Below are 13,135 nucleotides of genomic sequence, written 5' to 3'. Positions count from 1 at the left end.
AGGGCGGCGTCCAGCACCTCCCGTGCCAGCTCCGGCCCGCTGGCGGCCGCCGCCGGCTCACCGCCCGCCGGTCCCTCCGCCGCCTTGGGAGTACGCGCGGCCGGGTCGTCGCCTGCCGCTGGCCGACCGGTGCCTGGCTTACCCGACACGGCGGACCGTCCCTTCGCCGACCTGATAGCGGGTGCCGCGCAGGGCGGCCGGCACGTCATCGTCCACCGCGCAGGTGACCAGCAGCTGACTCGCCCCACCCACCAGCTCCGCCAACCGCTCCCGGCGGCCGGTGTCCAACTCCGCGAAGACGTCGTCGAGCACCAGCACCGGCTCGATGCCGTCGGCGCGCAACAGGTCGTACCCGGCCAGCCGCAGCGCGAGCGCGAACGACCACGACTCGCCGTGGCTGGCGTACCCCTTGGCGGGCAGCGGGCCGAGGCTCAGGGCCAACTCGTCGCGGTGTGGGCCGACCAGGGTGGTGCCCCGCTCGATCTCGGCGGAGCGGGACGCGGCCAGGGCCGCCGTCAGCGCCTCGGCCAGCGCGGCCCGGTCGGTGGTCGGCTCGGCCAGCTCGATCGACGGCCGGTACGCGATGCTGGCCGCGCCCTGACCGGCCGCCACCGCGTCGTACGCCTTGGCCACGTGCGGGGTGAGCGCGGCCACCAGCTCCAGGCGGCCGGCGAGCAGCTCCGCGCCGTGCTGGGCCAGGTGGGTGTCCCAGACGGCGAGGGTGCCGAGGTCACCGCCCCGGGATCCACCGGTCTTGCGGGCCAGGTACGCGGTGCGCAGCAGGGCGTTGCGCTGCTTGACGACCCGCTCGTAGTCGGCCCGCACGCCCGCGTACCGGGGCTGGCGGTTGACCAGCAGGTCGTCAAGGTAGCGGCGGCGCTCGGCCGGGTCGCCCCGAACCAGCTCAAGATCTTCCGGGGCGAAGAGCACCAGCCGGAGCGCCCCGAGCACGTCCCGGGCCCGCCGCGCCGGCGAGCGGCCCAGCCGAGCCCGGTTGGCCTTGCCGGGCACGATCTCCAGCTCGACCAGGAGCTCGCGGCCGTCGTGCACCACCGCGCAGCGGATCACCGCGGACGTGGCGCCCATCCGGACCAGCGGTGCGTCGGTGGCGACCCGGTGTGAGTCCAGGGTCGCCACGTAGCCCAGCGCCTCGACGAGGTTGGTCTTGCCGACGCCGTTGGCGCCGGTCAGGACGTTCGCCCCCGGCTGGAGGTCGACGGCCACCCGCTCGTACGAACGGAAGTCGACAAGTTCCAGCCGGTGAACGTACACAGGTTGTGGATACCGCTCAGCGCTTGTGGACGGCGTGGCCACCGAACTGCTGACGCAGCGCGGAGACGGCCTTCATGGCGGGCGAGTCGTCCTGCCGGGAGGCGAACCGGGCGAACAGCGAAGCGGTGATGACGTTCAGCGGCACAGCCAGTCGGACCGCCTCGTCGACCGTCCACCGGCCCTCGCCGGTGTCCTCCGTGTAGCCACTCAGGTCGGCCAGCTCCGGGTCCTCGTCGAGCGCCCGGTCCAGCAGGTCCAGCAGCCAGGAACGGACGACGGTGCCCTCCCGCCAGGACTTGATGACGCCCGGCACGTTGGTCACCAGCTCCGAGGCGGCCATCAGCTCGTAGCCCTCGGCGTAGGCGTGCATCAGGCCGTACTCGATGCCGTTGTGCACCATCTTCGAGTAGTGCCCGGCGCCGACCGGCCCGGCGTGCACGAAGCCGAACTCGCCCTCCGGCTTGAGCGCGTTGAAGATCGGCATCAGGCGGTCCACGTGCTCCTGGGCGCCGCCGACCATCAGCCCGTAGCCGTTCTGCCGGCCCCAGACGCCGCCGGAGACCCCGACGTCCAGGTAGCCGATGCCGCGCTGGTTGAGCCGCTCGGCGCGGGGGGCGTCGTCGCTGAAGCGCGAGTTGCCGCCGTCGATGATGATGTCGCCCTCGCCGAGCACCTCGGCTAGCTCGTCGATCGTGGCGTCGGTGACACCGGCGGGCACCATGACCCAGACCGCGCGCGGCGACTCAAGCTTCTCTGCCAGGCCGGCGAGGGTCGTGACGTCGCTGATCTGGGCGTTGTGGTCGAAGCCGACCACCTCGTGCCCGGCCGAACGCAACCGCTCCCGCATGTTGCCGCCCATACGGCCGAGTCCTACCAGGCCGAGCTGCATGTGTTTCTACCTCCGTGGATCTGGGTGTTGCTGGGCGCGATCAGCGCGAGACGCGGATCGGCATGATGAGGTACCGGTACCCCGGAATGACCTCGCCATCCTCGCCAGCGGGAGAGATCACCGCGGGCTTGAAGGCGTCGACGAAGGAGAGCACGGCCGTCTGGGCGCCCAGGTTCGCCAGACCGTCGATGAGGTACTGCGGGTTGAAGCCGATGGTCAGCGGGTCACCGGTGAAGGTGGCCTCCATCGCCTCGCTGGCCCGGGCCTCCTCGGAACCGCCGGCCTCGACCACCAGGCCGTCGGCGCTGAAGCTGAGCAGCACCGGCGTGGTGCGTTCGGCGACCAGCGCGACCCGCTTGACCACCTCGATCAGCGTGCTGACCGGCACCCGGGCCGCGGCGTTGTGCGTGGCCGGGAAGAGCGAGCGCACCGGCGGGTAGTTGGCGCCGTCGAGCAGCCGGCTGGTGGTGCGTCGGGTGCCACCAGCGAGGCCGACCATGCCCTCGCCCGCGGCGCCCTGGGCGAGGGCGAGGGTGACCTCGCCGCCCAGCGGACCGAGGGCCTTGGCGGTGTCGTTCAGGGTGCGGGCGGGCACCAGGGCGTTGATGCTCACGTCGGGGTCGTCCGGCCGCCACTGGATCTCGCGCAGCGCCAACCGGTAACGGTCGGTGGCGAGCATCGACAGCGTGTTGCCGGACAGCTCGACGCGGACGCCGGTCATCATCGGCAGCGTCTCGTCCCGACCGGCCGCGATGGCCACCTGGGACACCGCGGTGGCGAACGCGGCGGCGTCGACCGTGCCGGCGCTCTGCGGCATCTCGGGCAGCGCGGGGTAATCCTCCACCGGCATGGTGGGCAGGGTGAACCGGGCGCTGCCGCAGACCAGCTCGAGGTGCGCGCCGACCGCGGCGATGTCGACCGGCTTGGCCGGCAACGCCTTGGTGATCTCGGCGAGCAGGCGGCCGGAGACGAGCGCGGCGCCGTCGGCGTCGCCCTGCACCTCGACGGTCACCTGGCTGGAGACCTCGTAGTCGAACCCGGAGACCCGCAGGTTGCCGTCGGTGACGCGGAGCATCACCCCGGCGAGCACCGGTACGGATGGCCGGTTGGGCAGGCTCTTCGCGGTCCACGCCACAGCCTCGGCGAGCGCGTCGCGCTCCACTCGGAACTTCATCAATGCCTCCGCGTCGACGTCAGCGACAACTCTCTCATGCCGACCGCTGCCTACCGTCCCGCCCGACCGTGCGGGTACCCATCGCACCTTAGGGCGCGGGGGTATCGGCTGTGCGCCCGACCCCATGGATCGTGTCGATGCTGACCGGCTGATCCGACAGCGTTCGGCCCGATCCACAGAAAGCCCAACGGTGATGATTGGTTTTTGTTCTCTTAGAAGAGATAACTCATCGTCTTCATCGCACCTGTGCAAACTGTGGAAAACCGAGGTCTGCGCAGGTCAGACAGGTTATCCACCGGTGATTTAGCTGTGGAGAACCGGGGGTACAACCGGCTCGCGTGTCCACAGCCCGGCGACGCCGGCCGGTTGTCCACCGTTGTCCACCGGTTGTCCACCGGTAATCCACCGACTTTCTCCCCAAGCCTGTGGATCGCGGGGAAGATCACCATTGCCGTCATCCCCAGAACCTTCAACAGCCCGTACACAGGTTGACGATGATCGGTGGATAACTTGACCGTCGTCCCCAGGCGTCCACAGCCTCGTACACAGGGTTTCTCCACAGCCTGTGGGTAACTGGCGGAGGACGGACCGTAGTTATCCACCGACGGTGGATAACGAGCTGTGGACAACGAGTGGAGGACGAGGCGGTCACGGCCTCGATGCTGTGGCCTACACCATGTCGAGAGTCCAGCTGACGGACCAAAAACAACGCCCGACCGGAGATCCGGCCGGGCGTGTCCCGGGCTGTGCGCCGCCGTACGGCGGTCGTACGCCTCAGCTGTTCTGCTTGATCCGGTTGGTCAGCTCGGCGATCTGGTTGTACAGCGAGCGGCGCTCCGCCATCTGCTGACGAATCTTGCGGTCCGCGTGCATCACCGTGGTGTGGTCCCGGCCGCCGAACGCCTGCCCGATCCGGGGCAGCGACAGCTCGGTCAACTCCCGACACAGGTACATGGCCACCTGGCGGGCGTTGACAAGCACCCGGGACCTGGACTGGCCGCGTAGGTCCTCCAGGCTCACCCCGAAGTAGTCCGCGGTCGACGCCATGATCTGGTCGGCGTTGATCTCCGGACCGGCGCCGTCGGGCATGAAGTCCCGAAGCACCTCCTCGGCCAGCGACAGCTCGACTGTCGACCGGGTCAGGCTGGCGAAGGCGGTCACCCGGATCAGGGCGCCCTCCAGCTCCCGGATCGAGTTCGACACCCGGGAGGCGATGAACTCCAACACGTCCGGCGGGGCGTACATCCGCTCCTGCGCCGCCTTCTTCTGCAGGATCGCGATCCGGGTCTCCAGATCCGGTGGCTGGATGTCGGCCAGCAGCCCCCACTCGAACCGGGTGCGCATCCGGTCCTCCAGGGTGGCGAGCTGGCGCGGCGACCGGTCCGAGGTGATCACGATCTGCTTGTTGGCGTTGTGCAGCGTGTTGAAGGTGTGGAAGAACTCCTCCTGGGTGCGCTCGCGGTTCTCCAGGAACTGGATGTCGTCGATCAACAGGATGTCGACGTCGCGGTAGCGCCGCTGGAACGCGCTGGTCTTGTCGTCCCGGAGCGAGTTGATGAAGTCGTTGGTGAATTCCTCGGTCGAGACGTACCGGACCGAGCGGGCGTTGCCGAGCGTCGTGGCGTAGTGCCCGATGGCGTGCAACAGGTGCGTCTTGCCCAGCCCGGAGTGCCCGTAGATGAACAGCGGGTTGTACGCCTTGGCCGGCGACTCCGCCACCGCCACGCTCGCCGCGTGGGCGAAGCGGTTGGACGAGCCGATGACGAACGTCTCAAACATGTACTTCGGGTTGAGCCGGTTGCCACCGGTGTCGGCACCGGGCAACCGGCGGTCGTCGCGGCCACCGGTGCGATGGTCCACCGCGCTGCGACCCGGGCCGCTGTCCGTTCCGCTGTCCCGGGGAAGCGAACGGATCACGTGCTGGTCGCGCGGCGACGCGGAGTCGTCCCGGTAGCGGGGCTCGTAGGGCCGGGTGTCCGGGCCCGGTGGGTCCAGGCGGGCGGCCTGCTCGTCGTAGCCGCGCCGGTCCGGGCCCGGTCGGGGCGAGCGCATGGGCTCCGCGAAGGAGGCGCTGAACAACGCCTCCTGCCCGTCCCTGCTGGCGGGGATCAGCCCCGAGCGATGCCCGTCGACGGGCGGCGCGAGCGGCGGACCCGCAGGCGCGGGCGGCGGACCGGGATCGGGCGTACGCGGCGCGGGCGACTGCTCCGGGATCATCGCGTCGGACGACGGCCGAGCACCCTGGTCGTCGTCGAACGGCGCGACGCCCGGGCCGTCGATGTCGAGCGGGCCGGGCTCCGGGGCGCTGCGGTAGACGGTGCCGGCCGGTCGGCCGGAGGCGTCCTCGGCCACCCGGACGGTGACCGCGACCTGGATCGGTCGGCCGAGCCGGCGGGTGAGCGCCTCGGTGATCGCCGGGCGCAGCCGTGACTCGATCACGTCGCGGGTGAACGCGTCCGGAACGGAGAGCAGTGCGGTGTCCTCGACGATCGCTCGCAGCCGGGTCAGTCGGAGATAGGCACGCTGCTGGGCGGAGATGATCTCGTCGGCGAGCTCGTCGGTCGCCGCTAACCACACTGCGGCAAGGTCGGTCGTACCGGCCACCGTCGTGCCACCCCCTCGCTTCTGCTCCCGGCCGCCGCTGTCTGCCAGCCGGCCGTCCCGGGCCCGCCGCGTTCGCGGGTGGAACAACACCCACCCGGACGGTCGACCGGTGGTCATCCACAAGTTATCCACAGCCTGTGTACCGACCGATTGTGGCCGCCGCCGGACGCGGGTGGGACCTGCCCCTGCCTGAACGGGCGCTGAAGCGGGTTCACCGTGCCGAACGATTCACTGCCTTGTCCGGTCTTGCCTGCGCGACGACCGGAGCTTCCGACGCTCACCGCAATCGGGCACGGTAACAGCGTTGTCCCTGCGCCATCAACCGGCGACGCGGCGGCGCCCTTGTCGGCATCAGCGAAAACCGCCCTCCGGCCTCGGGCGCGTCCCGTTGTCCGCCGCTCGGGGTGTTTGACGGTCATTGCCCCCCTGCGTAGGCTGGAACGGCTGCTTTCTCGCCCTCTGCTAGGGTGATGGGTGCTTGCTGTCCGCGGTCGCATCCCCGCACCGCCGAGGTCCCGCTCCGCCGGGCAGCACCGATCGTGGGCCACCCTCGAGGTGGCCTGGACCACCACACGACCCCGGCGATCCCTTCGCGCGGGGCGCGTACGAAAACGGAGAGCCTGACGTGAGCAAGCGCACCTACCAGCCGAACAACCGCCGGCGCGCGAAGACCCACGGCTTCCGGCTGCGCATGCGCACCCGTGCCGGCCGTGCCATCCTGTCGAGCCGTCGCGCCAAGGGTCGCACCACCCTGTCGGCCTGAGCCGACCGGGCCGGTCCAGGGGACGTGGGCAGTCGTGCTGGCCGCCGCACAGCGACTGCGGCGCAGCACTGACTTCGCCGCAGCGGTTCGCGGTGGCCGACGCGCCGGACGTGGCGCCGTCGTGGTCCACCTGGCCGTGCCGGTGACCGCCGACCCCAGCACACCGACCTCGCCGGAGCCGGTACGGGACAACAGTGCGGAGCAGTCGTCCGTGCCGTCCCGTGCCGGCTTCGTCGTGTCCAAGGCGGTCGGCAACGCGGTGACCCGTAACCGGGTCCGGCGTCGACTGCGGGCGCTGGTCCGGGAACGGCTGACCGCGCTACCCGCCGGCAGCACGCTGGTCGTCCGGGCGCTCCCGGCCGCGGCCCAGGCGTCGTACCCTCGGCTCGCCACCGACCTGGACGCCGCCATCGTGGTCGCCCGATCGCCCCGCGAGCGGCGGTCCCGATGAGCGGCACCGAGCAGAGCAGCCCACGCCCGTCGACAACCGGTGCCAAGGTGCTGATCGCGCCCATCATCGCGTACCGTCGGTGGATAAGTCCGGCCCTGCCGGCTCGCTGTCGGTTCTACCCGTCGTGCAGTGCGTACGCCCAGGAGGCGGTCGCTCGGCACGGCGCGCTCCGGGGAGCCGTGCTGGCGGTCCGGCGGTTGTTGCGCTGCCACCCCTTTCACCCTGGTGGATATGACCCGGTGCCGGAGCCGGGCGGCCGCCGCCGTGCTGATGTGACTGGAGCCCCGAATTGAGTCTGAGTCTCGACTGGATCTACTACGCGATTTCGTGGATCCTGCTGACCTGGCACTCTGCCTGGGACGCCATCGGGGTGCCCGTCGGCGCGGTGATCGGCACCAACTTCGCCTGGATCCTGTCCATCATCTTCCTGGTGGTCACCGTCCGGGTGATCCTGTTCCCGGTCTTCGTCAAGCAGATCAAGTCGCAGCGGGCGATGCAGGCGCTCCAGCCCAAGGTCAAGGAGCTTCAGGAGAAGCACAAGGGTGACCGGGAGACGCTCCAGAAAGAAATGATGGAGCTCTACAAGAAGGAGAAGGCCAACCCGCTGATGGGTTGCCTTCCGATGTTCCTTCAGATCCCGGTCTTCCTGGGCCTCTTCCACGTGCTGCGCCGGCTCGACCCGGACAAGCAGAACAAGACCCTCTACGGCTGGACCGTCGACCAGTTCCAGAGCGCCTCGCAGGCGAAGCTGTTCACCGCCCCGATCGCCGGCAAGTTCGGCTCCACGGCCGACGAACTGGCCAGCCTCGGCGCCAACGGCACCACCGTGAAGATCATCGCTGGTGTCCTGGTCCTGGTCATGATCGCGACCACCTACCTGACCAGCCGTCAGATGATCCTCAAGACCGGCTGGGCCGAGGACCCGCAGCAGCGGATGATCCAGCGACTGATGCTCTACGGCATCCCCGCCTCTCTGCTGATCTCCGGCGCGATCTTCCCGATCGGCGTCATCATCTACTGGGTCACCAACAACCTCTTCACCCTCGGCCAGCAGCAGTGGGTGCTGCGGAAGTTCCCGCCGCCGGTGACCGCCAAGAAGGCCGTCGCCCCCGCCGCCACCCGCAACCCGGTGCAGCCCGCCAAGTCCGGTGGCCTGTTCGGTCGCGGCAAGACGGCCCCGCCGGCGCCGGTCAAGGCGACCGCTCCCAAGGTGGCCGGGCCGAAGCCGGGCGCCAAGCCGGTGAACAACCCGAAGAAGAGCCGCCCCGCCAAGCGGCAGGGCTGACCTGCGAGGGCCGCCGTCGGATCACCGACGGCGGCCCGTTCCGCACCGCGCAGCCGCCGTACGGCCGGCGCCGGGTGGAACCGACCGCGCACCGCGCGGCCACGGGCGACACTGCCCGTACAGACGTGCCCGTGGGCACCGGCGACCTCCCGCCGGCCCCGGGAAACCAGTCGGACCCGACGGTCCGGCCGAGCGAGTACGGAGATGAGACCGTGACCGAGACCAGCATCCCCCGCGCCGAGCAGTCCCTGGACGAGGAGGAGACCGCCCCGCTCGCGGTGGACGGCGACGACACCGAAGCCGACGACACCGAGGCGGACGACGACACCGGCACCGCCGCTGGCACCCGGGCGAAGAAGGCGGTGGGCGAGGGCGACCTGTTCCGGCAGAGCGAGATCGCCGCCGACTACGTCGAGGGCCTCCTCGACATCCTCGACTACGACGGCGACATCGACGAGCTGGTCGCCGCCGGCCGTCCGATGGTCGAGGTGGTCGGTGAGCGGCTGCAGAATCTGGTCGGTCAGCGCGGGGCCACCCTGGAGGCGCTCCAGGAGCTGACCCGCCTTGCCGTCTTCCGGCAGACCGGTACGCCGAGCCGTCTGCTGCTCGACGTCGGTGGCTACCGCGCGAACCGCCGCAAGGAACTCGCCGCGGTCGCCAAGAACGCCGTCGAGAAGGTCAAGGAGTACGGCGAGCCGGTCCGCCTGGAGGCGATGTCCGCGTTCGAGCGCAAGTGCGTGCACGACGTCGTCAACGCCATGTCCGGCGTGGCGAGCGAGTCCGAGGGTGTGGAGCCGAACCGGCGCATCGTCGTACGGCCGGCGGACTGATCGGGTGACCCACGACGACATCACGGCCGACGCCGTGTCCGGCCCGCCACCGCCGACGCCGAATCGGCCGGGCACGACACCGCCCCGTCACCGGCCGACGCGGCGCTGCCGCCCGAGCTGGCTCCGGCCGCGCTGACGCTCTTCGGCGACCGTCTCGACCTGGCCGCCGCGTACGCCGAACTGCTGGCCACCGACGGGGTGGTCCGCGGTCTGATCGGCCCCCGGGAGGCACCCCGCATCTGGGACCGGCACCTGCTCAACTGCGCGGCGGTCGCCGAGCGAATCCCGTCCGGCGCGACGGTGCTCGACGTCGGCTCCGGCGCCGGCCTGCCCGGTCTCGTCCTGGCCATCGCCCGCCCCGACCTCACGGTCACCCTCATCGAGCCGCTGGCCCGACGGACGTCGTTCCTGATCGAGGTCGTCGAGCGACTCGGCCTGGCCAAGTCGGTACGGGTGTTCCGCGGCCGGGCCGACGAGGCCGCCAGCGGTTCGAGCGGCCGGGATCCGATCAGTGGAGACGTGGTGACCGCGCGCGCGGTCGCGCCCCTGGATCGGCTCGCGGGCTGGAGCCTCCCCCTGGCGGTTCGCGGTGGTCGTCTGCTGGCGCTCAAGGGCTCGTCCGCCGCGGCCGAGATCGAGGAGCACGCCGAGGTGGTGGCGCGTCTCGGCGGCGGGGAGCCGACCGTGCAGCTCTGCGGCGTCGGGGTGATCGATCCGCCCACCACGGTCGTGGAGATCGTCCGCGAGCGGATGGTGGGCCCGCCCCGCCCGGCGGCCAAGAAACGCGCCCGAGGCGGACGCGCCCGCCGAGGGTGACACTTCGCGCCATCGGGCTTCCGGCCGGTGGGTTGCCTCGTTGTACCGGTACGGATGGACGAGGGGATGAGAACCCGACGTGGACCGGCCGCGCCCGTCCGCCGTAGGCTGACCGCGCGTCGATAGTGTGGAGCGGGTGACGGACGTCGCGGGTCTCCGACCGCTCCCGTGGGCCGTACGCTCGGGGTTGCGGCCGTGGATGCGGCCAAGTTGACCGGGGCGCGGACCGACCATCCGAAGCGGGCAGGGATGACAGGTGCATGACGACGGCAGGTACGACGATCCACGCGTGACCGGGTCGACCAGCGATCCCGTTTCACGTGAAACCGACTACCCGAGCTGGTCGCCCGGCGCGACCGGGTCACCGACCCGACCTACCGACAGCGATCCGCCAGCAGCGCTCGACCCCCCGTCGGGCTCGGTGCGGCCAGAAGGCTCGGCCATTCCGGAGCCGGCGAGTGTTCGCCGGACGCCGGACGCGTCGAGCCGACCGGTCAACGCCGCCGAGGTGCGGTCGACCTCGGGTCGCCGCAACACCGCTGCGGCGGTTCGCTTCGAGGCGGCCGTCCCGCACCAACCCACCGCGGCCGTCGTTCGGGACGCCGCGCCGGTGGTCGCCGACGCCCCGGTCGCTTCGACCGAGTCGTTGGCTGCCGTGGCGGCCGACCCCACGTACGTTTCACGTGAAACCCCGACGCGCGAAGAGGATGACCCACCGTTGGCTATGGAGGCGATGCGCGCCGTGCAGATCCTGAATCCCAGTGGCGAGGTGACCATGCCTCGGCCGGACCGGACCCGGGTCATGTGCGTCGCCAACCAGAAGGGCGGCGTGGGTAAGACCACCACCACCGTCAACCTTGCGGTGGCGCTCGCCCTGCACGGCAACCGGGTGCTCGTGGTCGACCTCGACCCGCAGGGCAACGCCTCGACCGGGCTCAACGTCCCGCACCACACCGGAATCCCCGACGTGTACGACTGCCTGATCAACAGCGTGCCGCTGGCCGAGGTGGCACAGGCGGTCGAGGGCATCCCCAACCTCTGGTGCGTACCCGCGACCATCGACCTGGCCGGCGCGGAGATCGAGCTGGTGTCGGTGGTGGCACGGGAGTCGCGCCTGGACCGGGCGATCGCCGCCTACCCGGGCGAGTTCGACTACGTCTTCATCGACTGCCCGCCCTCGCTCGGCCTGCTCACGGTCAACGCTCTGGTCGCCGCGCAGGAGGTGCTGATCCCGATCCAGTGCGAGTACTACGCGCTGGAAGGGCTCAACCAGCTGATCAACAACATCAACCTGGTACGCCAGCACCTCAACCCGAAGCTCGATGTCTCCACCATCCTGCTGACCATGTACGACCGCCGCACCCGGTTGGCCGACGCGGTCGAGCAGGACGTCCGGAACCACTTCGGCGACAAGGTTCTGCAGGCGGTCATCCCCCGCAACGTCCGGGTCTCCGAGGCACCGAGCTACGGCCAGTCGGTGATGACCTACGATCCCGGTTCGCGGGGCGCCACGAGTTACTTCGAGGCCGCCCAGGAAATCGCCGAGCGCGGCGTCAAGGAGCCGGTGGGCCGGAATGCGTAGTGCGGACGAGTCGCTGGGAGGCGTGGCATGAAGAACCGTCCTCGGGGCGGCCTGGGTAGGGGCCTGGGGGCGCTGATCCCGACCGGGCCGGCGCCAGGTGCCGCTGGCACCGCGACGGCCGAGCCGGAGAACGAGTACGTGGAAGAGGCGGGCAGCGTCGCCGTCGCCACGGTGCCTGCCGGAGCGCCGGCCCACGAGCCCGAGCCCGTGCTCAGCCCGGTGCCCGGTGCTCGATTCGCCGAGATCCCGGTCGACGCGATCATGCCCAACCCGAAGCAGCCCCGCCAGGTCTTCGACGAGGAGGCGCTGGAGGAGCTGAAGACCTCGATCCAGGAGGTCGGCTTCCTCCAGCCCATCGTCGTTCGGCAGCTCGACGACGAGAAGTACGAACTCGTGATGGGCGAGCGGCGCTGGCGGGCCGCCCAGGCGGTGGGGCGGGAGAGCATCCCGGCGATCGTCCGGGACACCCGTGATGACGCCATGCTCCGCGACGCCCTGCTGGAGAACATCCACCGGGCCAACCTGAACCCGCTGGAAGAGGCCGCCGCCTACCAGCAACTGCTGGAGGAGTTCGGGGCTACCCACGAGGAGTTGGCCCGCCGGATCGGCCGGAGTCGCCCGCAGATCTCCAACACCATCCGACTGCTGAACCTGCCCGCACAGGTGCAGCGCCGGGTCGCCGCCGGCATCCTGTCGGCCGGGCACGCCCGCGCTCTGCTGAGCCTCGACGAGGCCGAGGCGCAGGAACAGTTGGCCCTGCGGATCGTGGCCGAGGGACTGTCGGTTCGGGCGACCGAGGAGATCGTGGCCCTGGCACTGAACGACGGGCCGGCGAAGGGTCAGGCCGCGAAGCGCCGCCCCAAGGCGCACGCTCCGGCCCTGACCGATCTCGCCGACCGGCTGTCCGACCGGTTCGACACCCGCGTGAAGGTGGACATCGGCCGGAGCAAGGGCAAGATCACGATCGAGTTCGCGACGGTGGACGACCTGGAGCGGATCGTCGGGATCATCGGAGTGCAGCAGGAGGAGAGCGGGGAGGACTGAGCCCGCCCCTCTCGCCTACGGCCGCGCTACCCACCGGGGGCGCGGCCGTTCCGCATCCCAGGGTCGTCACGTTTCACGTGAAACAGCCGTCGGGCCTGATTCCGGATCGGCCTGCCCTGCGGACCGCCGTCGTCCTCGGCCCGTCCCGCCAATCCGGCGTCCCTTTCCGACGGCAGGATGAGTGAGCGGGAATGGTGGGCGGATGGGTCGCGCTGGCCGCAGGCTGGGGAGCAAATCCGCGGGCACGGGCACGGGCGGCCCGCGAATGTGGTGGCGGGCGGACGCGGCGGCGGCCGACGGACGCGGCGACGGACCGCGAACGTGGCGGGCGGCGGGCGGGCGTGGTGGCGGGCGGCGGACATGGCGGCGGACGTGGCGGCCGGCGGACGTGGTGACCGGCGAAGTGGTTGCGGACCCGCAACGTG

Annotated in this window: 12 protein-coding genes; 8 read left to right on the top strand and 4 right to left on the bottom strand. The window is 70.8% G+C overall.

All coding sequences use genetic code 11. The annotated features are described in order from the left end of the window. Positions 1–138 precede the first annotated feature (138 nt). The 4 genes from recF to dnaA form a co-directional block, all read right to left on the bottom strand. Entirely contained in the window at positions 139–1,272 is a 1,134-nt protein-coding gene (gene recF / locus PSH25_RS19840; RefSeq protein ID WP_238660499.1) for a DNA replication/repair protein RecF, read from the bottom strand. A 16-nt stretch (positions 1,273–1,288) separates the two neighbouring features. Then, a complete protein-coding gene (gene gnd, locus PSH25_RS19835; RefSeq protein ID WP_203122499.1) occupies positions 1,289–2,161 on the bottom strand; it encodes a phosphogluconate dehydrogenase (NAD(+)-dependent, decarboxylating) in 873 nt (290 codons plus the stop codon). Positions 2,162–2,201: 40 nt separating this feature from the next. Continuing rightward, entirely contained in the window at positions 2,202–3,335 is a 1,134-nt protein-coding gene (gene dnaN, locus PSH25_RS19830; RefSeq protein ID WP_124774224.1) for a DNA polymerase III subunit beta, read from the bottom strand. A gap of 774 nt (positions 3,336–4,109) precedes the next feature. After that, the gene (gene dnaA / locus PSH25_RS19825; protein ID WP_238660504.1) at positions 4,110–5,939 is read right to left on the bottom strand and encodes a chromosomal replication initiator protein DnaA; all 1,830 of its coding nucleotides are present in this window, start codon (positions 5,937–5,939) and stop codon (positions 4,110–4,112) included. Between the two features lie 625 nt (positions 5,940–6,564). Here dnaA and rpmH point away from each other — a divergent pair. The 8 genes from rpmH to PSH25_RS19785 all read left to right on the top strand — a co-directional run bounded on the left by rpmH (position 6,565) and on the right by PSH25_RS19785 (position 12,710). Continuing rightward, on the top strand, positions 6,565–6,702 hold the full coding sequence (gene rpmH, locus PSH25_RS19820; protein ID WP_007453904.1) for a 50S ribosomal protein L34: 138 nt from the start codon (positions 6,565–6,567) through the stop codon (positions 6,700–6,702). A gap of 34 nt (positions 6,703–6,736) precedes the next feature. Next, entirely contained in the window at positions 6,737–7,153 is a 417-nt protein-coding gene (gene rnpA, locus PSH25_RS19815; RefSeq protein ID WP_238660498.1) for a ribonuclease P protein component, read from the top strand. Further along, the gene (gene yidD / locus PSH25_RS19810; protein WP_238660497.1) at positions 7,150–7,446 is read left to right on the top strand and encodes a membrane protein insertion efficiency factor YidD; all 297 of its coding nucleotides are present in this window, start codon (positions 7,150–7,152) and stop codon (positions 7,444–7,446) included. Before rnpA ends, yidD begins: the two co-directional genes overlap by 4 nt. Positions 7,447–7,448: 2 nt before the next feature. Further along, positions 7,449–8,438 (top strand): membrane protein insertase YidC, encoded by a 990-nt coding sequence (yidC, locus tag PSH25_RS19805; RefSeq protein ID WP_238660502.1) that lies wholly within the window; start codon positions 7,449–7,451, stop codon positions 8,436–8,438. Positions 8,439–8,650: 212 nt separating this feature from the next. Next, entirely contained in the window at positions 8,651–9,268 is a 618-nt protein-coding gene (locus PSH25_RS19800) for a Jag family protein (RefSeq protein WP_238660495.1), read from the top strand. Positions 9,269–9,385: 117 nt separating this feature from the next. Next, the gene (gene rsmG, locus PSH25_RS19795; protein ID WP_372492814.1) at positions 9,386–10,084 is read left to right on the top strand and encodes a 16S rRNA (guanine(527)-N(7))-methyltransferase RsmG; all 699 of its coding nucleotides are present in this window, start codon (positions 9,386–9,388) and stop codon (positions 10,082–10,084) included. Between the two features lie 256 nt (positions 10,085–10,340). Continuing rightward, positions 10,341–11,666, top strand: coding sequence for a ParA family protein (locus PSH25_RS19790; RefSeq protein ID WP_308193700.1), 1,326 nt, complete (start codon positions 10,341–10,343; stop codon positions 11,664–11,666). Between the two features lie 27 nt (positions 11,667–11,693). Beyond that, entirely contained in the window at positions 11,694–12,710 is a 1,017-nt protein-coding gene (locus PSH25_RS19785; RefSeq protein ID WP_238660493.1) for a ParB/RepB/Spo0J family partition protein, read from the top strand. Positions 12,711–13,135: the final 425 nt, after the last annotated feature.

The sequence above is a fragment of the Micromonospora foliorum genome (assembly GCF_022229015.1).
Taxonomy (GTDB): Bacteria; Actinomycetota; Actinomycetes; order Mycobacteriales; family Micromonosporaceae; genus Micromonospora; species Micromonospora foliorum.
This window is presented reverse-complemented; position numbering and strand designations above follow the sequence as displayed.

Excerpts from the sequence above, each read along its gene's own strand:
- PSH25_RS19785 (WP_238660493.1), top strand. The coding sequence starts at position 11,694 with ATGAAGAACCGTCCTCGGGGCGGCCTGGGTAGGGGCCTGGGGGCGCTG.
- dnaN (WP_124774224.1), bottom strand. The coding sequence starts at position 3,335 with ATGAAGTTCCGAGTGGAGCGCGACGCGCTCGCCGAGGCTGTGGCGTGG.
- yidD (WP_238660497.1), top strand. The coding sequence starts at position 7,150 with ATGAGCGGCACCGAGCAGAGCAGCCCACGCCCGTCGACAACCGGTGCC.
- gnd (WP_203122499.1), bottom strand. The coding sequence starts at position 2,161 with ATGCAGCTCGGCCTGGTAGGACTCGGCCGTATGGGCGGCAACATGCGG.